Source organism: Flavobacterium bizetiae (genome assembly GCF_024271895.1).
Classification (GTDB): Bacteria; Bacteroidota; Bacteroidia; order Flavobacteriales; family Flavobacteriaceae; genus Flavobacterium; species Flavobacterium bizetiae.
Genome location: NZ_CP091861.1, coordinates 25,038 through 47,053 on the forward strand (window position 1 = coordinate 25,038; position 22,016 = coordinate 47,053).

Consider the following 22,016-nt stretch of genomic DNA (forward strand, 5'->3'; position numbering starts at 1 on the left):
TAAAATTTATTATTTGAACTAACAGCAAGAGTAATTGAATCTCATAGATTCAGTTCCTTTAAATAGACATCTTTTTTCCTCAGCGTGTTGATAAATCAACTAACACTAAGGCTCTAGAAAGGAGGTGTTCCAGCCGCACCTTCCGGTACGGCTACCTTGTTACGACTTAGCCCTAGTTACCAGTTTTACCCTAGGCAGCTCCTTGCGGTCACCGACTTCAGGCACCCCCAGCTTCCATGGCTTGACGGGCGGTGTGTACAAGGCCCGGGAACGTATTCACCGGATCATGGCTGATATCCGATTACTAGCGATTCCAGCTTCACGGAGTCGAGTTGCAGACTCCGATCCGAACTGTGACCGGTTTTATAGATTCGCTCCTGGTCGCCCAGTGGCTGCTCTCTGTACCGGCCATTGTAGCACGTGTGTAGCCCAAGGCGTAAGGGCCGTGATGATTTGACGTCATCCCCACCTTCCTCACAGTTTGCACTGGCAGTCTTGTTAGAGTTCCCGACATGACTCGCTGGCAACTAACAACAGGGGTTGCGCTCGTTATAGGACTTAACCTGACACCTCACGGCACGAGCTGACGACAACCATGCAGCACCTTGTAAATTGTCTTGCGAAAGATCTGTTTCCAAACCGGTCAATCTACATTTAAGCCTTGGTAAGGTTCCTCGCGTATCATCGAATTAAACCACATGCTCCACCGCTTGTGCGGGCCCCCGTCAATTCCTTTGAGTTTCATTCTTGCGAACGTACTCCCCAGGTGGGATACTTATCACTTTCGCTTAGCCACTGAAATTGCTTCCAACAGCTAGTATCCATCGTTTACGGCGTGGACTACCAGGGTATCTAATCCTGTTCGCTACCCACGCTTTCGTCCATCAGCGTCAATCCATTAGTAGTAACCTGCCTTCGCAATTGGTATTCCATGTAATCTCTAAGCATTTCACCGCTACACTACATATTCTAGTTACTTCCTAATAATTCAAGTCTAACAGTATCAATGGCCGTTCCACCGTTGAGCGATGGGCTTTCACCACTGACTTATTAAACCGCCTACGGACCCTTTAAACCCAATGATTCCGGATAACGCTTGGATCCTCCGTATTACCGCGGCTGCTGGCACGGAGTTAGCCGATCCTTATTCTTACGATACCGTCAAGCTCCGACACGTCGGAGTGTTTCTTCTCGTATAAAAGCAGTTTACAATCCATAGGACCGTCATCCTGCACGCGGCATGGCTGGATCAGGCTTGCGCCCATTGTCCAATATTCCTCACTGCTGCCTCCCGTAGGAGTCTGGTCCGTGTCTCAGTACCAGTGTGGGGGATCTCCCTCTCAGGACCCCTACCCATCGTAGCCTTGGTAAGCCGTTACCTTACCAACTAGCTAATGGGACGCATGCTCATCTTTTACCGTTGTGACTTTAATTATAAAATGATGCCATTCTATAATACTATGAGGTATTAATCCAAATTTCTCTGGGCTATCCCTCTGTAAAAGGTAGATTGCATACGCGTTACGCACCCGTGCGCCGGTCTCTTAGTCCGAAAACTAATACCCCTCGACTTGCATGTGTTAAGCCTGCCGCTAGCGTTCATCCTGAGCCAGGATCAAACTCTTCATCGTATATTTTTTATATTATATTGCGATGTTATCTATCGGTTCTTTTCAAATCTCTCGATTCTATTACTCTTATTCTTTTGTTTTAACATCTCTGTTAAAACGGCTGTCAATTCAATATGTCTACGAACGTGTGTTTCTTTTCTTTTCGCTTGTTTCTCAAAGCGGGTGCAAAAGTAGAAAACTTATTTCTAACTGGCAAATGTTTTTTGAAGTTTTTCTAAAGAAAATTTCTTTTCTTTTTTCTTCTCAAACCTTACCAATTTATCAATGAACTTTCCGTATTTTGCGGGGTGCAAACTTAAAACTTTCTTTCTTTACCCACAAGCTTTTTTTAATCTTTTTTCGAAAATAAATTTTCGTTTTGATCGCTTTAGCTTGTCAGTATTTCAGTAAACGTTTATCGTTGTTGCGGGTGCAAAAGTAGGTAGTTTATTCAGTTAAACAATAGCTTTTTCAAACTATTTTCAATCTTTTTCATAAGTAACTGGTTTGATGTTTTTTACAATATGAAGTTTTTTGATTCTTTTAAAGTTTCGGGTAGTTTAGGCTGATTTTACTACAAAGAAGCCAAGAATTCTTCTCTTTGGATTTGTTTCGCAAAGAACGCAAGGCTATATTTTGAATTCTTTTTAATCTCGCAATCCCGATGGCTATCGGGAGCAAAGGCGCTAGGTTTTGATTTTTGGAGCGTTTTACTTCTCTTTTATTATAGTAAACTTCTTTTGAAAGCTGCTCCCCTAGCCCCAATAGTAGTGGAAATCCTTTTGTGCCGGCGTTCGGCACAAAAGATTGGAGTGGATAGCGGGAAATAGCTCCTAAATAAATTCCAAAATTTTCAAATTCCAAATTCCAAATTTCAAAATCCTAAATCTAAAATCCTAAATCTAAAATCTAAAATCTAAAATCTAAAATCTAAAATCTAAAATCTAAAATCTAAAATCTAAAGGCTTCGTCTTCGCTCAGCCGGACATAGCCGCTCCTATTATCTAAACCGTCGGAATTGGGACATGAAACTTCACCTTATATATAGGAGAGAATAAAAACTAATACCCTCTCTAGAAACCTATCTCCAGAATCAACAAACACAGTCTTATATATAGTAGTAAAAAATAGACTTGGGGATAATTATAAATATTACTCTTATATATTAGTATAAACATGTATATATGTATTGTATGTATTTTTGTAATGCGTTATATTTGCATTCACAAAATTATAAACAATGATTAAGATTACTTTACCCGACGGGTCAATTAGAGAGTTTGCTTCAGGTGTAACTCCGATGGAGGTTGCTAAGAGCATTAGTGAAGGATTTGCAAGAAATGTGATTTCTGCGTCTTTTAATGGTACAACAATAGAAACCGAAACTCCATTGACGACCGACGGTAGTCTTATTTTATATACATGGAATGATGCAGAAGGAAAAAAAGCTTTCTGGCATTCGACTTCGCACGTAATGGCACAAGCACTTGAGGAATTGTTTCCTGGAATTAAATTAACTCTAGGACCTGCAATTTCGAATGGTTTTTATTATGATGTTGATTTTAAAGACCAGAAAATTACTGATGCTGATTTTAAAAAGATCGAAGATCGCGTTTTAGAGATTTCAAGAGGAAAACACGAATTTAAAATGCGTCCGGTTAGTAAAGCGGATGCATTAGAACTATATAAGGATAACGTTTACAAGACTGAATTGATTTCGAATCTTGAAGACGGTACTATTACGTTTTGTGATCATGCTACTTTTACTGATTTATGTAGAGGTGGTCATATCCCAAATACTGGTATTATCAAAGCTTTTAAAATCATGAGCGTTGCTGGTGCTTACTGGAGAGGTGATGAGAAAAACAAACAATTGACTCGTGTTTACGGAACTTCTTTCCCTAAACAAAAGGATTTGACTGAATATCTTGAACTTCTTGAGGAGGCTAAACGTCGTGATCACCGTAAATTAGGCAAGGAACTTGAATTATTTGCTTTCTCTCAGAAAGTTGGACAGGGTTTACCTTTATGGTTACCTAAAGGTGCTGCACTTAGAGATCGTTTAGAGCAATTTTTAAAGAAAGCTCAGAAGAAAGCCGGATACGAGCAGGTGGTTACTCCACATATTGGACAAAAAGAACTTTATGTTACTTCTGGACATTATGCAAAATATGGTGCTGATAGTTTTCAACCTATACATACTCCTGCAGAAGGTGAAGAGTTTTTATTGAAACCGATGAACTGTCCTCACCACTGTGAGATCTACAACGTAAGACCTTGGTCATACAAAGATTTACCTAAGCGTTATGCTGAATTTGGTACTGTATATAGATATGAGCAGTCTGGCGAATTGCACGGTTTAACTCGTGTTAGAGGGTTTACTCAGGATGACGCACATATTTTTTGTACTCCGGAGCAATTAGATGAAGAATTTAAAAAAGTAATTGACCTTGTATTGTATGTATTTGGTTCGTTAGGTTTTGAAAACTTTACTGCTCAGATTTCATTAAGAGATCAGGAAAACAGAGATAAATACATTGGTTCTGACGAAAACTGGGAGAAAGCTGAAAATGCTATTATCAATGCGGCGGCTGATAAAGGATTAAATACTGTTGTAGAATATGGCGAGGCTGCTTTTTATGGTCCGAAGCTTGACTTTATGGTAAAAGATGCTTTAGGAAGACAATGGCAATTAGGAACTATTCAGGTTGATTATAACCTTCCTGAGCGTTTTGAATTAACTTATAAAGGTGCTGATAATGAATTACATCGCCCTGTTATGATTCACAGAGCTCCTTTTGGATCGATGGAACGTTTTATCGCAATTTTACTGGAACATACAGCAGGAAATTTCCCACTTTGGCTAATGCCAGAACAGGCTATAATCTTGTCTTTGAGCGAGAAATACGAAATATATGCTAAAAAAGTTTTAGATTTGCTAGAAAATCACGAAATTCGCGCCCTAATTGACAACCGAAGCGAGACTATTGGTAAGAAAATTAGAGATGCTGAAATGCAAAAAATACCGTTTATGCTTATTGTAGGTGAGGAAGAGGAGAAAAACGGAACTATTTCGATCCGTCGTCACGGTCAAGAAGGAAAAGGGAATATTACAGTTACAATTGATGAATTTGTCGCTATTGTAAACGAAGAAATAAAAAAGACATTAAAAGTTTTTACAGTTTAACTTAAATTATAAAGTCATAGCAATAAGAAGCAACAGAGGTTACCAACCTCGAGTAGAAAAAAAAGATGCACACAGAATAAATAACCTTATTCGTGGTGTACAAGAAGTAAGACTAGTAGGCGAGAACATCGAACCAGGTGTGTTTAAGCTTGCAGAAGCTTTACGTTTAGCGGATCAATTCGAATTGGATTTGGTTGAAATTTCGCCAAACGCTGAGCCGCCGGTTTGTAAAATCATGGATTATAAGAAATTTGTTTACGAACAAAAGAAACGTGATAAGGTATTAAAAGCTAAGTCGACGCAGGTCGTAGTAAAAGAAATTAGATTTGGTCCTCAGACGGATGAGCATGATTATGAATTTAAAAGAAAGAATGCTGAGAAATTCCTTAAAGAGGGTGCTAAACTAAAAGCATTCGTTTTCTTTAAAGGACGTTCTATCATCTATAAAGATCAAGGACAAATTTTATTACTACGTTTGGCTACAGACTTAGAAGAGTATGGTAAAGTGGAAGCTATGCCAGTTTTGGAAGGAAAGAGAATGATCATGTTCATTGCTCCTAAAAAGAAAAAGTAAAACAGTTTGCAGTCTCAGTTTTCAGTTTCCACACTGTAAACTGAAAACCGAGACTGACAACTAAAAAAATAAGTAAGTAAGAATAAATTAAAACACTAGGAAAAATGCCTAAAATGAAAACAAAATCTAGCGCCAAGAAACGTTTCAAAGTTACTGGTTCTGGAAAGATTAAAAGAAAGCATGCTTTTAAAAGTCACATCTTGACTAAAAAATCTAAAAAACGTAAATTAGCTTTGACACACTCAGCGCTAGTTCACAAAACAGATATGAAAAGCATTAAACAACAATTAAGAATTATCTAATAATTCTTTAGGTTAAAAAATTATTTATTATAACCTTGGAGTATGGCTTTTAAGTTCCTTTGATTTAATTCAGGACGCCTGCTACAAAAACACATTAAAATTATGCCAAGAGCAGTAAATTCAGTTGCTAAAAGAGCAAGAAGAAAAAAAATAATGAAGCAAGCCAAAGGTTTCTTTGGTAGACGTAAAAACGTTTGGACAGTTGCTAAGAATGCAGTAGAGAAAGCAATGTGCTACGCTTACCGCGATAGAAAACAAAACAAAAGAAATTTCCGTGCATTATGGATTCAACGTATCAACGCTGGAGCTAGATTGGAAGGAATGTCTTATTCTCAATTCATGGGTAAAGTAAAAGCTAACGGAATCGAATTGAACCGTAAAGTTCTTGCAGATTTAGCAATGAATCACCCTGAAGCTTTCAAAGCAATACTTAACAAAGTAAAATAAACGTTTTATAAACTCAATTTAGATTACTTACTTATCATAGAAAAACCATCTCGTTTAAACGGGATGGTTTTTTGCTTTTAAGGCCTTTTCAAAATTCTCATTTTTAAGATTTGAATTTAAAAAGTACATTTGTAAATAATCATATACATTATGCATAAAGCGCTTTTACAACATATTGAAAAGATCGTAAACTTAGAACCATCAGAAATCGATATTCTGGATTCTTGTTTAAGTGTGTCTACAATCAAGAAGAAAGAACTTGTATTAAAAGAAGGTCAGGCTTGTGATACGCTATACTTTATCATTAAAGGCTGCATGAGGCAATATATCATTAACGATAAAGGAATTGAACAAACACTTCAATTTGGCATTGAGAATTGGTGGATTACAGATTACTTAAGTTTTCACAATCACGTGCCTTCTCATTTTTACATACAAGCTGTAGAACAATCTGAAGTAATTGCTTTAGAAAAATCGGCTTTAGAATCAATTTTATTACAGGTTCCAAAACTAGAGCGCTACTTTAGAATTGTTGCTCAAAAATCTTTTGGTGCCGCACAAATGCGGATCAAGTTTTTATTTACTATGTCGGCAGAAGAAAGGTATCATCATTTTAATGATTTATATCCTGAATTTGTTCAGCGTGTTCCCCAATACATGATTGCTTCTTACCTGGATTTCTCGGCAGAGTTCATGAGTAAAATCAGAGCAGGAAAAGTCTAGTGATATTTCTTGAAGTAGTTCAAGTTTTTTAAAACAGATATACAAGACCTTTGTATCACACTTTAAAAAACAAGTACAATGAAACCAAGAATTGTTATCCCGACAGTTGCTCCGGCAGCATATGAAGCTTTAATGAATTTAGAAAAGTACAATGCAACTACTTCAGTAACTCCTATACAAAAAGAGCTAATAAAAATTCGTGCCTCCCAAATAAACGGGTGTGCTTTTTGTATTAACATGCATACAGCAGATGCCAGAAAATATGGAGAAACTGAAAAACGCATTTATTTACTAAGCGCTTGGCGTGAAGCTGATGTTTTTACAGAAGAAGAAAAAGCAATATTAGCTTTGACTGAACAAATTACAATGATTAGCAATCACGTTTCTGATGAAGTTTATCAGAATGCCGCGCGTCTTTTTGATGATAAATATTTAGCAGAAATCATTCTTCTTATTATCACCATTAACTCCTGGAACAGATTAGCGATAGCTACAGGAATGAGAGCTATTTAATATCAGTAATATAAATTCAGCTTTATGAAATACGGGCAATATCTCCGAATACTGACATATTGCCCGTATAATACTGAATATCAAGCAAACGACAAAAATTAAAATAAAACAAAATACCGTATTTTTACTCTTTTTTAAGAATTAAAATTCTTTATTTTTGGCGCATGATACCACAGAAATAATGCGCCGCTTTCTATATATAATTTTTACTTTTCTATTTTTATTTTCCTGCCAACAAAAAAGCAATAAAACCACCAAAAAAAAGAGTTCAAAACCACAAATTGAAAAATTACTTAAGGCTGCTAATCACTTTTATGACACTAATGATTTTGACAGTGCCTTCTATTATTACAATAAAGTAAAATTTATATGTCATCCTGAAACTGATGCTATACATTATGTAAGCACTTTAAACAGAATGGCCGATATCCAGCAGAGGCACGGTGATTATGCCGGAAGCGAATCGACAGTTACTGAAGCTCTCCCCTCTTTAAAATACATTAAAAGCCCTGAATATGCATGGAATACTTATGTCATTTTAAGTATCAATTATTTAAACACATACGATTACAAAAATGCAGCATTATATAATCAAAAGGCTTTAGAGTTACAAACAGAATCATGGCGAAATTTGGCTGCCAGAAATAATATCGCTGTTATTTTGATTGAAGAGGAAAAATACCAAGAGTCTCTCGATATTTTTCTTTCTTTACTTACACATGAAGAAGTAAGAGATGATGCACTGTTTTATGCCAAAGCTTTAGACAACATTGGATTTTGTTATTTTAAAATCAATGAATTTGAAAAAGCTATTTACTACTTAAACGAAAGCCTCACACTAAGACAAAAGGAAAAAAAACCTTTTGACTTAGGAAAAAGCTATCTTCATTTGGCAAAATTCTACGAAAATAGAAATGTTTCTCTGGCAAAAAAATATATGATGATGAGCTATGAACAGTTTACCATTGGAAACAATGCCGACGAAAGAATAGCCGCATTAAAACTAATAACACAAAATAGTTCTTCTAACCAAGAGTTGAAAAAATATTCTACTAAATATGTTGATCTCGTTGACAGTATATTTGAAGTGAGACAAAAAGTTAAAAATCAATTTGCACGTGTAAAATACGATTCTAAAAAGGAGAAAGACGAAAATATAAAGCTTAAAACTCATAAGGCCGAAAATGAGCTACTACTGGTAAGGCAAAAAAACAAAAATATAATTTCCTATATTATTGTTGCTATAAGTCTGAGCTTAATAATAGTGCTTTATGTGTATCTGACTTCGAGAGGAAATAAAGAAAAAATTGAGGCTACTTATAAAAGCGAAACGCGAATTGCCAAAAAACTACATGACGAACTGGCAAACGACATCTATCATACTATGGCATTTGTCGAAAATAAAAACCTTGCATTAGCCGAAAACAGAGAGCAATTAATAAGTAATCTTGATATTATTTATTCCCGAACGACAGACATATCAAAAGAAAATTGCACTCTTACTACTAATAAAAATTATGCTCTGGTTCTGCGAGAAATGATTCTGGGTTTTACTACTTCAAACATTACTATTAGTATACACGAGTTGGAAACGATCGCATGGAATACTCTTGATAGAAATAAAAAAACAACTATTTACAGAGTCCTTCAGGAGCTTCTTGTAAATATGAAGAAACACAGTAATGCTAATTTAGTAGGGATAAAATTTAAAAAAACTGATACAAATATTAGCATACATTATACTGATAACGGGAAAGGTGCTGATCTAACTCAATTATCTTATAAAAACGGACTTCATAATGTAGAGAACAGAATTCACTCCGTTAAAGGAATAATCGATATCGATTCAGATCCGGGAAAAGGTTTTAAAGTCTTCTTAAAAATTCCTGTATCATGATAAAAAAGACTTTCAGATCATTTCAAAATAAAAAAATCTTAAAATATTTTCTAGCCATCCTATTTTTTTTAATGATAGGATGTGTGACGTATTCATTAAAATCCCCAATAAATGAACTTAATAACAAAAGGAAATATACGAAATCAGAGATTCGAAAAATTCTATACAAAGCCGATGTTCTTTTTGATTCCTATCACTTAGACGAATCTTATAATTATTATAATCAGGCACAATTACTTTGTGATATTGATACCGATTATATCGATTATGTTTATGCGATTACCTGCATGGCTTCGGTGGAGCAAATGCAGGGTGATTTTGTTGCTAGTGAACTATTATTAACAAAGACACTTCCGCATTTAAAAAAGATTAAAAAACCAAGGTTTGCCGCAAATGTCTATGAACAATTTGGCGCCAATTACTATTATACTTACGATTATAACAATGCTCTTTTATATTATCAAAAATCATTACATCTAAAAATAAGTACTTATAGAAAAATTGTAGTACTTAATAGTATTTCTCAAATCTATTTGAAACAAGGAAAAATAAAGCTTGCAGAAAGTATATTGGTTTCGCTATCAAAAATTAAAACTATCTATGAGAAAGATAAATATATAAATGATTACGAATACGCGAGAATATTAGATGACTTAGGGCTTTGTTATGATGAACAAGGAAAACCAGAAGCTATCGAGTATTACAAAAAAAGCCTGGCTATTCAGTTAAGGTTAAAGGACAATTATTCACTTTTATACAGTTATTTGCATATTGCTGAATATTTTCAGTTTAGTAATCCTCAAAAAGCACAACATTATGCGAAAACAGCTTACGATATTTCGAGTAAATTAAATGATGCTCCTAACAAACTTCAGAGTTTAAAACTATTAACTAAAACGAGCGAGGGAAAAAGTCTAAAAGAATATTCGTCTAAATTTATTCAGCTTGCTGATAGTATCGAAAAATCAAGAAAAACAGCAAAAAATCAATTTGCCAGAATTAAATATTATTCTAAAAAAGACAGAGATGAAAATCTGCAATATAAAGCAGAGAAAGCAAAAAACGAATTGCAGTTAGAAAGACAAAAGAACCGTAATATTATTTCATACATCATTCTTTTCTTTACGACTATGTTCAGTTTGTTTCTCTATTGCTATCTAACCATTAAAGGGAAAAAAGAAAAAAATGACGCCATCTTTAAAAGTGAAATCCGAATTTCGAATAAATTACGTGCTGAACTTGCGAATGACGTTTATCAGACATTAACATTTACAGAAAATATAGATCTTACGAAAGAGGATAACAAAGAAATATTACTCAACAATCTTGATGCAATTTACGCCAGAACTAGAACTATTTCTAAAGAAAACAGTGCAATTTCTAACGGAAAAAATTATGCTAATGCGTTAAAAGAAATGATTTCCGGATTTAAAACTCCCGAACTGAATATTTTACTGAATGGTTTTGATTTAATTTTATGGGATTGTGTCGAAAAAAACAAAAAAATAATTCTTTATCGAATTCTTCAGGAGCTGTTTGTTAATATGAAAAAGCACAGTCAGGCCACTTTAGTGAGTATTAATTTTAAAATAACTGATAAAACGCTGACGATAATTTACAATGACAATGGGATTGGAACGAAAAATAGTACACCAAATTTAAAAAATGGATTGCAAAATGTGGAAAACCGTATTAAAACTATAAATGGAAATATTATTTTTGACAACAATTCAGAAAAAGGATTTAGATTAAGTTTCACGTTTCCTTTGTAAACACCATTATATGTTCAAAAAAGTTTTAGTTGCCGAAGATTTAGACAGTATCAGCATAGCCGTTATTCAAGTACTTGAAGATTTACAAGTTCCTGTAATTGATCATGTAAAATATTGTGATGATGGTTTATTAAAAATAAAAAAAGCATTGCTTGAAAATGAACCTTATGATTTACTCATAAGCGATTTATCTTTTAAGTCAGATCACCGTAATATCACTCTTACCAGTGGTGAAGAGCTTATTGAGGCTGCAAATGATGTTCAGCCAAAATTAAAAAAGATTGTATTTTCTATTGAAGATAAATCGTATCGTATAAAATCTCTTTTTTACGATTTAAGTATTAATGCCTACGTTTCAAAAGGAAGAAACAGTATTTCTGAATTAAGAAAAGCAATTGAAGGAACTTTTAGAAACGAAGAAAAAATACTTTCTTCGGATTTATCTTTTAGTTTTAATGATAAAGCGCTAATTGAAATTGAATCTTATGATATCTCTATTTTAAAACTTTTGGCAAAAGGTTATATTTTAGAAAATATCTCAAGTGAGTTTAAAGCTTCGTCAATAACTCCAAACGGAACGAGCAGTATTGAAAAACGCATCAATAAATTGAAAATATACTTTAAAGCCAATAATAATGTACACTTAATTGCGATTGCAAAAGATTTTGGCTTAGTGTAAATTTTATAAGGTTTTTACGGAATCCCGTAAGGAAATGATTTTTTATAGATTTAAGTTTGTGTAGAATTTATTAACCACCTAATGAAAACTAAACGTAAAATTAATTCAGGAAAGAGTTTACAGCAAATGTTCCTTTCTAAAATTAATACAACTCAAAATAAAATCGTAATGAAAACCATGCTACTTTGTCTTTTTCTATCATTAAGTTTTGCATTCGTTTCTGAAAAAACAGGATGGCTTGAAATAGATTGGAAAATTATATTTATACCTGCCCTTCTTGTTTTGCAAATCATCATCATAGGAACTGCTTTAAAAAACAGATATAAAAAAGAATAACTTATATTTCTTTTAATAATAATTCTTTAAGGTGGAAAATCAATACTAACCAATTTCATCTAAAGTAAAACAGCGTGTCTAAAAATTTTAAATGCTTATATTTGAATTTTTACCTATAGCATGAAATATATTTTAAGCCTTGTTCTTTTATTTTTTACCGTTCTCAGCTTTTCTCAAACGAAGCTTTTATCCTGGAATTTAGAAAACTTTGGAAAATCTAAATCTGAATCTGAACTCAATTTTATTGCCAATACTGTTTTAAATTATGATATTGTAGCCCTTCAGGAAGTTGTTGCGGGTTACGGTGGCGCACAAGCCGTTGCTAAACTTGCTATGCTGCTAAACGAAAAAGGGGCAAAATGGGATTACGCTATCAGCAATCCTACAAGCAGCACCAGCAGTCATAAAGTAGAACGTTATGCCTTTCTTTGGAAAACAAGTAAAATCAAATTAAAAGGAGATACCTGGCTAGAAAAACAATATCATCTTGAAATTGACAGAGAACCTTATTTTGCGACGTTCGAAATAAACAAAAAGACCATTACGCTGGTTAATTTTCATGCCATTACCAAAAGCAAACAGCCAGAAACTGAAATTAAATACTTTAAATTTCTACCGGCAGAATATCCAAATTTAAATTTACTATTTCTGGGTGATTTCAATTGCCCTCAATCCCATACTGTTTTTAATCCCTTAAAAAAAATGGGATACTCCCCTATTTTACAAAATCAAAAAACAACACTAAAACAGCAATGCAAAAATGATATTTGCCTGGCTTCAGAATTTGATAATATGTTTTACAAAACAAGTACTATAGAATTTATAAACTCTGGTATCGTTCCGTTTCACAAAAATTTTAATTCATTAAAAGAAGCGCGAAGAATATCTGATCACATTCCTATTTGGTTCGAATTTTCTTTGAAATAATTACGTTTTAAGTCTTTTCTTTTTCGCCGCAGGAAATAAAACATTATTCAAAATCAAACGATATCCCGGAGAATTTGGGTGTAAATCAAGAACTGTAGGAGGATCTCCCACCTGATGCTGAAAATCTTCAGGATCGTGGCCTCCAAAAAAAGTAAACATTCCTTTTCCTTTTTCGCCATGAATGTATCTCGACTCGCCGTTAAGTTCGCAAGTTCCCATTACTAAAACATTCGATTTTATCAATGCGGTATCAAATGATGTGGTTTGTCCCATAAAACCTTTCACTAATTGTGTATGGTTTTGGCATAACATACTTGGAATTGGATCCCATTTTGCAGAAAATTCCATTAAAGTAAAGTAATCTTTTTCCATCGGAATTCTTCGCTTAGAAGTCATATCAATATCTGAAAACTCATATACTTCTGGTTTTCTTTCTAATGTAAAATTTTTAAAGGCAAATGAGTTTCCGTAATTTAATTTTGATTGATAATTAGATTCACTGGCGTCTCCATCAAACATGGCTTCGCAGATATCAACACCATCAGCAGAAAGTGCGATATCAAAACTATCTGTTGCAGAACACATAGCAAACATAAAACCGCCGCCAATAACAAAATCCCTGATTTTTTTTGCCACCGCGCCTTTTTCCTGCGATACTTTACTGTAACCTAATTTTGCAGCCAAAGCTTCGGCATCTCTTTTTTGATCAATGTACCAGGGTGTATTTTTATAAGCGGCATAAAATTTACCATATTGTCCTGTAAAATCCTCATGATGCAAATGCAACCAATCGTAAAGTAGTAATTGATCACTTAGAACTTCTTCATCATAAATTGGTGTAAACGGAATTTCGGCATAAGTCAGAACTAATGTTACTGCATCATCCCAAGGTTGTTTTCCTTTTGGAGTATAAACAGCAATTTTAGGTGCTTTTTCCAGAATAACAGATTCCATATTTTGTGACGGACTTGAGATATCGCTTAAGATCGAAGCTTCTTCTGCATCTGAAAGCACTTCGAAACTTACTCCACGAATCTTGCATTCTTTACGAATTTCGTCAGCATCAGGTAATAGAAATGATCCTCCACGATAATTAAGCAACCAGCTTGCTTTATAATCTTTACTTAAACACCAATATGTTATTCCGTATGCTTTAAGATGATTCTGTTGCGTGGTTTCGTCCATCGGAATTAAGATAAACGAAGCTTTTGCTGATAATGAAAGTAGCAATAAGAAAATATAAACTAAACTCTTACTCATTAGAAAATTATTTTAGTAAAGATATAAAGTAAGCATTTAAAAACACAGCAAGCAGACCTGTTTTATACTTTTTTAAATGTTAATTAAGAATGTAGCCGAAATAGATTATAAGTGTATTTTTCTCAAAATCAGGTAGAAACACCTATTTCATGGAAACTTATTATGATTACATTTGCTATCCCGAATCATCAAACTAATCAATGAAAACCAAAAACCATGAAGTTTAATGATAGCAATAACCAGCCAAAGGGATTAAATGTAATGCAAAAAATAGCCTTGTGCATTCTCGTTGTAACGATCGTACTATACTATGTACTTTCAATTCAATTTTTGACAAGCTAAATTTTAAAGTGTTAAAACTGCAATTTCGTTTTGAATTGCGTACACTACTAATCCTGCAATATTTCTGGACTCTGTTTTTAGCAATAAATTATTACGATGTCCTTCAACCGTTCTTGGGCTTAAATAAAGATGCTCCGCAATTTCTGTGGTCGTTTTTTGAAGGCAAATGAGCTGAAGAATTTCTATTTCGCGAGGAGAAAGAAAACTGGTTTCTAAATTTCCTTTTGAATTTTTTGTGGATATAATAGTTTCCTGAATTGTTTTTAGAACATTCTCACTATAATAAAACCCTTTTTTTGAAACTTGATTGATGGTGTGAATTAAATCTTTTGGAGTTGTATTTTTTATTAAGTAAGCAACAGCTCCAACCTGAATCATGTTTGCAATAAATGATTTTGTGTCATAACTCGTTAAAGCAATTATTTTAATTTCGGGAAATAATTTTCGGATTATTTTTGTGGCCTCGACACCATTAAGAACAGGCATCTTCAAATCCATCATAATAATATCTGGTTTGATTAGGCTGTCATTTAAATTAGACAGAAGTTCTTCTCCATTTGATGCTTCAAAAATAATATCGATATTATCTTCTCTTTGCAATAAAAAAGATATTCCTTTCCGGAATAAAACTTCGTCATCTACTAAAGCAATTTTAATAGCGGCACTCATTTTATTTGATTTTGGTCGTTTGGTTTGTCGAAATTACAAAATATCAAACGAAAACAGCCTCAGAATCCTAACATATTAAACAAAAAGCGTGTTTGTTTAACATTTTTTGCCTAAAAACTGAAAATTACTGCAATACCTTTACCAATCTCAGAGTCAATTTCTAAAGTTCCGTTTAAAAAAGAAATTCTGCTATCAATATTTTTCATTCCCAATCCTTTTTGATTTTCAGCATTTTTGCTGTCAAACCCCACTCCATTATCTTTATAATTGCAAATATTAATTCCGTTTTGATTTTTAAAATTGATCCAAATTTCACTTGCTTTTCCGTGATTTAAAGAATTATTCATTAATTCCTGCAAAATCCTAAAAACATGCAAATGGCGGTCTATCTCTTTCTCATCAAAATCAATTTCGCTTTTATATTTTACTTTTACAGATTTACTACTTTCGAATTCTTCGCACAATTCTTCGATACCGGCATTCAATCCAAATTTCTCAAAAACCGGAGGTAATAAATTATGGGCAATTTTTCTGGAATTCTCCAGAGCTTTGGCCGTTAGATTAATAATATTATCTGTAATCTCTTTTGTTTCGGCTTCGGTTAAATTTGGAGCAGAAAGCAAATGGGTATTCAATGAAACAATATTCAATTTAGAACTAATATCGTCATGCAAATCCTGGGCAATTCGTTTTCGTTCCTCTTCTTGTGTTACAATAATAGCATGCAATTGTTGTTTGTGCAGATGAATTTCTAGTTCTCTCTTTTCTATCTCTTTTTGAATGATTTTTTTTCTTGAAAAATAAAAAAACACCACTAAACAAACCGCAACAACCATCAAAAAACAGGAAGTATACAAAATAATAGCTACTATTTCTTTCTCATAATCAAGATTTCCACTCATATCTCAGCATTCTTTTTTGAAAAACTCTTCATCCATTCAAATAAAATAAAAAAGTAATATACAATAAATAAAAAAGCATTTAATCTCCAGCTAAGATATTTAATATCATCACTCAGTCCGATTGTCAGATTACCTATTAAAAATAAAACTGTTCCTCCAAACATGTATCCGATAACGCCTATGGTAAGATAGTAATATTCCTTTTTTTCTGTAATCATGTTGTAAAAATGAATTAACGCAAAAACCACCGTTAATAAAGAAGTAACCGTAATTTGAAATAAATTAAATTTAAACTGTAAAGCCGGATCATACACCAGTCTGGCTATTAAAATTACCAATGCTAAACCTAACGTTATTAAAACAAATTTTTTCTGAATTTCCTGTTTGTATAAAGATCTGTAAAATAATCCCAACAAGACCATCTGGCCCAAAAAGAACAAATTCATTAGCAACAAATTGTTCATTTTTAGATGATAGAGAAGCTCCATCCCAAATTGTACTACGAATGAAAATCCTAAATAAAGCAATAAAAAAACATTAGCTTTTTCCTTTCGGAAAAAGCTAAAGGAATATAAAGCTACAGTAACTGCTAAAAGTAAGTAGCCAAAATATATTAAAAAGTCATCCATTACACAAGCGGACTAGTAGGATCTCCATAAGGTGGACATGGACGAGTTGCATCATAAACAACTGATTCTGCATTTTCAACTGCTCCTTCTCCAGAGAAGAATACATCTCTATAAATTCCTTTTTCATCTAGTTTTGTTCCCACAAAAACTAAAACCTGTTCGCCGGCAGCATTAATAGCTTTATAAGCACGAACAGCATCAATTGGATTCGCCAATACTGATTTTAAAGTTGCTAACGGAATAAGGTAAGCACCCGTTTTCTTTCCTAACTCATCTTGTTCAGCACTTGCTTTGCGATAGTTTGCTGTCCAGGTTTCAGCAACTGACAAGCTTACTTCTACACTACCTAATTTTTCGAAATTTTCTTCTTTAGACATAATAAATTTTGTTTTTGGTTATTAATTAATAGACAATTGTTGGAATCAATTGTTTGGCTAAACTACTCAATTTTATCAAAAAAGTTAACATTTAAGCATAAAAAAAGCCCCATAAAGAGGCTTAAGTATAGGATTAAAACGGAACATCACTATCGTCATCGTCGTCATTTAAGTTACTTCCAAACGCTTCATTAGGCGATGGTAAATTCTTAGTGACAAACGGATTATCGTCATGATTCATTTTTGATGGTAAATCATCATAACCACCTGAGAAATCATCAAGATTATCAAACTTACCAAGATGTCCGATAAATTTCAATCGAATGTTTTCGATACCACCATTACGGTGTTTCGCAATCATGATTTCGGCCTGACCTGTAGTTGGCGACGCTTCATCATCATCCCATTCTTCAATTTTATAATATTCTGGTCGGTATAAAAACGAAACAATATCAGCATCCTGCTCAATCGCCCCAGATTCACGAAGATCCGATAGCAACGGACGTTTACTTGATCCACGGGTTTCTACCGCACGCGATAACTGAGATAGTGCAATTACCGGTACATTTAGCTCTTTTGCCAGGGCTTTTAAGTTTCGGGAAATTGTCGAGATCTCCTGCTCACGATTTCCTCCTCCTTTTGCATTTCCTCCGGCAGTCATCAACTGCAAATAATCGATGATTATAATCTTAATACCGTGTTGTGAAACTAAACGACGACATTTTGCTCTTAAATCGAAAATAGAAAGTGATGGCGTATCATCAATAAACAAAGGTGCTTTTTCTAAGTTTTTTACTTTGGTACTCAGCATTTCCCATTCGTGAGGTTCTAGTTTACCAGTACGCAATTTCTCTGATGACAATCCGGTTTCTGACGAAATTAACCTCGTAATCAACTGAACCGACGCCATCTCCAGAGAGAACAATGCTACTCCGTGCCCGTATTGAATGGCAATATTTCTCGCCATCGAAAGTACGAACGCGGTTTTTCCCATCGCAGGTCTTGCCGCGATAATAATTAAATCGCTGGGTTGCCATCCTGAAGTTAGTTTATCCAGATTGTGAAAACCGGTTTCAACACCACTTAAACCTTCTTGTTTGGCAATTTCTTCAATCTTCTTTTTTGCCTGAAGTACTAAACTCTGAGCTGTTTCAGAACTACGCTTAATATTTCCTTGTGTTACTTCATATAGTTTTGACTCGGCCTGATCAAGCAAATCAAATACATCAGCAGTTTCATCATAAGATGCTTCGATAATTTCAGTCGAAATACGAATCAAACTTCTTTGAATAAACTTTTGAAGAATGATACGCGAGTGAAATTCGATATGCGCCGAAGAGGCTATTTTTTGCGTAAGCTGAATTAAATAAAAATCTCCTCCTGCTAATTCTAACTTTCCATTTTTCTTCAGCTGAGTCGAAACCGTCAACAAGTCAATTGGCTGCGTTTCTGTAAAAAGCTCAACAATTGCTTCAAAAATATATTTATGCGCCTCTTTGTAGAAAGCATCTCCTTGCAAAATATCAATTACATCATCAACTCCTTTTTTATCAATCATCATCGCTCCCAACACAGCTTCTTCTAAATCAAGAACTTGTGGAGGAAGTTTCCCTTTTTCTAAACTAATAACTGAGGGTTTATTTACCTTTGCAGGATTTGCATTTTTGAAATTTTCCATATGGCGAAAGTAGCGAAATTTAAAAAAAGATCGCTATCGAGTTATAACTATTAATTGTTTATAAATAAGATGAATTTGTTCATAACCAAAAAAAAATCCGAAACTGTAAGGCTTCGGATTTTCAATCGTTTTACATGAATTTACTCTTTATACTCGCCCATATTACTGTATTTGTCCATTCTTTGGGCAATTAAGTCGGCTGTTGATAAGTCTTTCAATTCATTATATCCTTTGGTGATGTATTCCGCTACTGTTTTAAAAGTAGTTTCGCGATCGTAATGTGCTCCACCTAACGGTTCTGGTATTACATCATCCACTAATTTTTGTTTTTTCATGTCAGATGAAGTCAATTTTAAGGCATCTGCAGCACGTTCTTTGTACTCCCAGCTTTTCCATAAAATAGACGAACAAGATTCTGGCGAAATTACCGAGTACCATGTATTTTCTAACATATATACTTTATCACCAACACCTATTCCTAAAGCTCCTCCAGAAGCACCTTCACCAACGATAATCGTGATAATTGGCACTTGTAAACGAACCATTTCGAAAATATTTCTGGCAATAGCTTCACCTTGTCCTCTTTCTTCAGCTTCAAGTCCTGGATATGCACCCGGAGTATCTACCAAAGTTAAAACTGGAATTCCGAATTTCTCTGCCATTTTCATCAAACGCAAAGCTTTACGGTAACCTTCAGGATTTGCCATACCAAAATTACGGTACTGACGTGTTTTTGTATTAAAACCTTTTTGCTGACCAACAATCATAAACGACTGACCGTTTATTTTTCCTAGTCCGCCCACCATAGCTTTATCATCTTTAAAATTTCTGTCTCCATGAAGTTCTAAAAATGTATCTCCGCAAATTGCTCTGATATAATCTAAAGTATAAGGTCTGTTGGGATGCCTTGATAGCTGAACTCGTTGCCAAGCCGTAAGGTTTTTGTATATGTCTTTCTTAGTTTGTTCTAATTTTTTGTTGATTTCCTTACAGGTAGAGGTTACATCAACATCAGATTCTTTTCCAATTATAACACACTTTTCTAACTGTTCTTCAAGTTCTTTTATTGGAAGCTCAAAATCTAAATATTCCATGGATTTTTGAATTTTGTTTGTAAATCGAACCGCAAATATAAAAATATTATATCATTGGTGTGATTAAATCGTATTTAAAATATAAAAATGTAATTTAAAAATAAGGAAATTATTACACTTCTTTCTTATTTTTATAATGTTTAAAAACACCATTTAAGATAACTGTAATCACAATTATCAAGGCGCCTATATAAAATTCTGTACTCATTTTTTCCTTTCCGCCCAAGATAAAATAGGCCAAAATAATTCCGTAAACCGGCTCTAAATTAGTCGTTAACATTACAGTATAAGGCGATAATTTCTGCATTACTTTTACAGATGCCGTAAACGCATAAGCTGTACAAACCGATGCTAAAACCAATAGCAAAATCCAGTTATTTAATGACATCGTAAAAAAATCAGCATCAAATTTTCCTTGTATCAAAAAATAAACTGAAATAAAGAAAACGCCTGCTCCAAACTCATAAAAAGTAATTACCGAAGGTTCGTGATCAGAAATCAGCTTACCATTCATCAGCGTAAATAAAACCCCTAAAATGATAGAGGCAAGAGCGTAATACATTCCTTCAAGATACTTTACTTCTACCTGCATAATCAATGCTAAACCGGCAATAATAATTAAGCCAAAGAAAACCTCGTAAAACAAAATTTTCCTTCCGTAAAAAAGCGGTTCCAGCAAAGAAGCAAAAAAAGCACCTAACGAAAATATCGATAATGTTATGGAGACATTTGAAACATGAATCGCTCTGAAAAAGAAAATCCAATGCATTGCAATCAGCAATCCAACAAAAATTAACTTCGCAAAAGATGTCGCCGAAATCACAAAAGATTGTTTCTTATAAACTATAAAACCAGCCAGAAAAATTCCCGCAAGAAGCATTCTAAACCATACTAAGTTTTCAGCATCTATAGTAATCAAAGCACCAAGAACAGCCGTAAAACCCCAGATAAAAACAATTAAATGAAGATTTAAATAACTTTTTAAATTATCGTTTCGCATTACGTAATAAGTATACCGCCAGAATTCCGAAAACAATATTCGGGAACCAGACAGCAAATAAAGGTGAGAAAGTAGATTTTTCGGCTAGTGTACCAAATATTTTATCAAAAAACACAAACGAAAAGGCAATTGCAATACCAATAGCAAGATTGGTTCCCATACCACCACGACGTTTCATAGACGAAACCGCTACAGCAATAATTGTCAGGATAAAAGCAGAAACCGGTACACTGTATTTTTTGTAAAGTACTACTAAATAAGTATTGATATTTCCTGAACCTCTTTTGCGTTCCTTTTCGATAAAATCAATTAATTTCCCTAACGGAAGCGTCTCTGCAATATAAACTACCGGAGTTAAATCCGCCAGTTCAAACTTAAAAGCCACATTCTTTTCAGGTACTTTTTCTATTTTATCATTCAGTTCACCAAGTGTTCTTTTAGTATAATCGTACAAAATATAGACCTTCTTTTTAGGATCCCATTTAATACGACTTGCAGTAATTTTATACGTTAGCTGATCTTTTTCAAAATGCTCCAGCGTAAAATTAAAAGCCGTTTTAGACTCTTCGTTAAAGCTATTTACAAAAATAAAATCATTATCGTTAAGCTGTCTGTACACGTTTGTATTTTCCCCACGCATCAGCTGTTTTCCGTTTCCTTTTAAGTAAGTATACCTAAAATTATTAAAACCTTCACTGGCCGCCGGAACAATAAAAAAGCCCATTAAAAGCACAAAAACCGAAACGATCGAAGCACCAATAATATAAGGACGTAAAAAACGTGTAAACGAAATCCCCGAACTTAAAATCGCAATAATCTCAGTATTATTTGCCAATTTTGAGGTAAACCAAATTACCGATAAAAACAAAAATATTGGAAAAAGAGAATTCGCAAAATAAATCGTAAAATTATAATAATACACCGCGATTGCCGTAAAAGGAATCTTGTTTTCAAGCATTTTATTCACCTTTTCAGAGACGTCAATTACAATTCCAATCGGAATAAATAATAAGATCATCACCGAGAAAGTGGCTAAATATCTTTTTAAAATATACTTATCAATTATTGTTAACATAGTAAAGTTTAATCGATTATTTG

Annotated in this window: 21 protein-coding genes and 1 rRNA gene; 11 read left to right on the plus strand and 11 right to left on the minus strand. The window is 33.9% G+C overall.

Features of this window, described 5'->3' with window-relative positions:
- Positions 1-117: 117 nt before the first annotated feature.
- Together L0669_RS00120 and L0669_RS00125 are read right to left on the minus strand one after the other, a co-directional pair.
- Positions 118-1,631 (minus strand): 16S ribosomal RNA (locus L0669_RS00120).
- Positions 1,632-2,153: 522 nt separating this feature from the next.
- Positions 2,154-2,474 carry a hypothetical protein gene (locus L0669_RS00125; RefSeq protein WP_263760412.1) on the minus strand — a complete coding sequence of 107 codons (321 nt, stop codon included), beginning with the start codon at positions 2,472-2,474 and terminating at the stop codon, positions 2,154-2,156.
- A 376-nt stretch (positions 2,475-2,850) separates the two neighbouring features.
- Between L0669_RS00125 and thrS the strand changes: the two genes are divergently transcribed.
- The 11 genes from thrS (at position 2,851) to L0669_RS00180 (ending at position 12,967) form a co-directional block, all read left to right on the plus strand.
- Complete coding sequence (thrS, locus tag L0669_RS00130) at positions 2,851-4,797, plus strand: threonine--tRNA ligase (protein ID WP_263760414.1); 1,947 nt, start codon at positions 2,851-2,853, stop codon at positions 4,795-4,797.
- 22 nt (positions 4,798-4,819) lie between these two features.
- Complete coding sequence (gene infC / locus L0669_RS00135; RefSeq protein ID WP_072964996.1) at positions 4,820-5,371, plus strand: translation initiation factor IF-3; 552 nt, start codon at positions 4,820-4,822, stop codon at positions 5,369-5,371.
- Positions 5,372-5,475: 104 nt separating this feature from the next.
- A complete protein-coding gene (gene rpmI, locus L0669_RS00140) occupies positions 5,476-5,673 on the plus strand; it encodes a 50S ribosomal protein L35 (RefSeq protein WP_022827375.1) in 198 nt (65 codons plus the stop codon).
- Positions 5,674-5,775: 102 nt separating this feature from the next.
- A complete protein-coding gene (gene rplT / locus L0669_RS00145; protein WP_041515545.1) occupies positions 5,776-6,120 on the plus strand; it encodes a 50S ribosomal protein L20 in 345 nt (114 codons plus the stop codon).
- A 150-nt stretch (positions 6,121-6,270) separates the two neighbouring features.
- Positions 6,271-6,843: a Crp/Fnr family transcriptional regulator gene (locus L0669_RS00150; RefSeq protein ID WP_263760416.1), complete on the plus strand. Its 573-nt coding sequence runs from the start codon at positions 6,271-6,273 to the stop codon at positions 6,841-6,843.
- Positions 6,844-6,921: 78 nt separating this feature from the next.
- Positions 6,922-7,356 (plus strand): carboxymuconolactone decarboxylase family protein, encoded by a 435-nt coding sequence (locus tag L0669_RS00155; protein WP_263760418.1) that lies wholly within the window; start codon positions 6,922-6,924, stop codon positions 7,354-7,356.
- A 157-nt stretch (positions 7,357-7,513) separates the two neighbouring features.
- Entirely contained in the window at positions 7,514-9,253 is a 1,740-nt protein-coding gene (locus tag L0669_RS00160) for a tetratricopeptide repeat-containing sensor histidine kinase (RefSeq protein ID WP_263760419.1), read from the plus strand.
- Positions 9,254-9,336: 83 nt separating this feature from the next.
- On the plus strand, positions 9,337-11,025 hold the full coding sequence (locus tag L0669_RS00165; protein ID WP_263760421.1) for an ATP-binding protein: 1,689 nt from the start codon (positions 9,337-9,339) through the stop codon (positions 11,023-11,025).
- A 10-nt stretch (positions 11,026-11,035) separates the two neighbouring features.
- Positions 11,036-11,704: a response regulator transcription factor gene (locus L0669_RS00170; RefSeq protein ID WP_191408365.1), complete on the plus strand. Its 669-nt coding sequence runs from the start codon at positions 11,036-11,038 to the stop codon at positions 11,702-11,704.
- 81 nt (positions 11,705-11,785) lie between these two features.
- Positions 11,786-12,040: a hypothetical protein gene (locus L0669_RS00175; protein ID WP_173971193.1), complete on the plus strand. Its 255-nt coding sequence runs from the start codon at positions 11,786-11,788 to the stop codon at positions 12,038-12,040.
- A 120-nt stretch (positions 12,041-12,160) separates the two neighbouring features.
- The gene (locus L0669_RS00180; RefSeq protein ID WP_263760423.1) at positions 12,161-12,967 is read left to right on the plus strand and encodes an endonuclease/exonuclease/phosphatase family protein; all 807 of its coding nucleotides are present in this window, start codon (positions 12,161-12,163) and stop codon (positions 12,965-12,967) included.
- Here L0669_RS00180 and L0669_RS00185 read toward each other — a convergent pair whose 3' ends face one another.
- From L0669_RS00185 to L0669_RS00225, 9 genes are all read right to left on the minus strand, one after another.
- Positions 12,968-14,227 (minus strand): asparagine synthetase B, encoded by a 1,260-nt coding sequence (locus L0669_RS00185; protein ID WP_263760425.1) that lies wholly within the window; start codon positions 14,225-14,227, stop codon positions 12,968-12,970.
- A 345-nt stretch (positions 14,228-14,572) separates the two neighbouring features.
- The gene (locus L0669_RS00190; RefSeq protein ID WP_173971190.1) at positions 14,573-15,238 is read right to left on the minus strand and encodes a response regulator transcription factor; all 666 of its coding nucleotides are present in this window, start codon (positions 15,236-15,238) and stop codon (positions 14,573-14,575) included.
- A 110-nt stretch (positions 15,239-15,348) separates the two neighbouring features.
- On the minus strand, positions 15,349-16,140 hold the full coding sequence (locus L0669_RS00195; RefSeq protein ID WP_263760427.1) for a sensor histidine kinase: 792 nt from the start codon (positions 16,138-16,140) through the stop codon (positions 15,349-15,351).
- On the minus strand, positions 16,137-16,604 hold the full coding sequence (locus L0669_RS00200; RefSeq protein ID WP_232067370.1) for a hypothetical protein: 468 nt from the start codon (positions 16,602-16,604) through the stop codon (positions 16,137-16,139). The genes L0669_RS00195 and L0669_RS00200 overlap by 4 nt, the downstream gene beginning before the upstream one ends.
- Positions 16,605-16,768: 164 nt before the next feature.
- Positions 16,769-17,146, minus strand: a complete 378-nt coding sequence (locus tag L0669_RS00205) for a hypothetical protein (protein WP_173971187.1) — start codon at positions 17,144-17,146, stop codon at positions 16,769-16,771.
- Between the two features lie 133 nt (positions 17,147-17,279).
- Complete coding sequence (gene dnaB / locus L0669_RS00210) at positions 17,280-18,824, minus strand: replicative DNA helicase (protein ID WP_263760429.1); 1,545 nt, start codon at positions 18,822-18,824, stop codon at positions 17,280-17,282.
- A gap of 140 nt (positions 18,825-18,964) precedes the next feature.
- Positions 18,965-19,918, minus strand: a complete 954-nt coding sequence (locus L0669_RS00215) for an acetyl-CoA carboxylase carboxyltransferase subunit alpha (protein ID WP_173971185.1) — start codon at positions 19,916-19,918, stop codon at positions 18,965-18,967.
- Between the two features lie 112 nt (positions 19,919-20,030).
- Positions 20,031-20,918: a DMT family transporter gene (locus L0669_RS00220; protein ID WP_173971184.1), complete on the minus strand. Its 888-nt coding sequence runs from the start codon at positions 20,916-20,918 to the stop codon at positions 20,031-20,033.
- The gene (locus L0669_RS00225; RefSeq protein ID WP_173971183.1) at positions 20,905-21,993 is read right to left on the minus strand and encodes an LptF/LptG family permease; all 1,089 of its coding nucleotides are present in this window, start codon (positions 21,991-21,993) and stop codon (positions 20,905-20,907) included. The genes L0669_RS00220 and L0669_RS00225 overlap by 14 nt, the downstream gene beginning before the upstream one ends.
- Positions 21,994-22,016 lie beyond the last annotated feature (23 nt).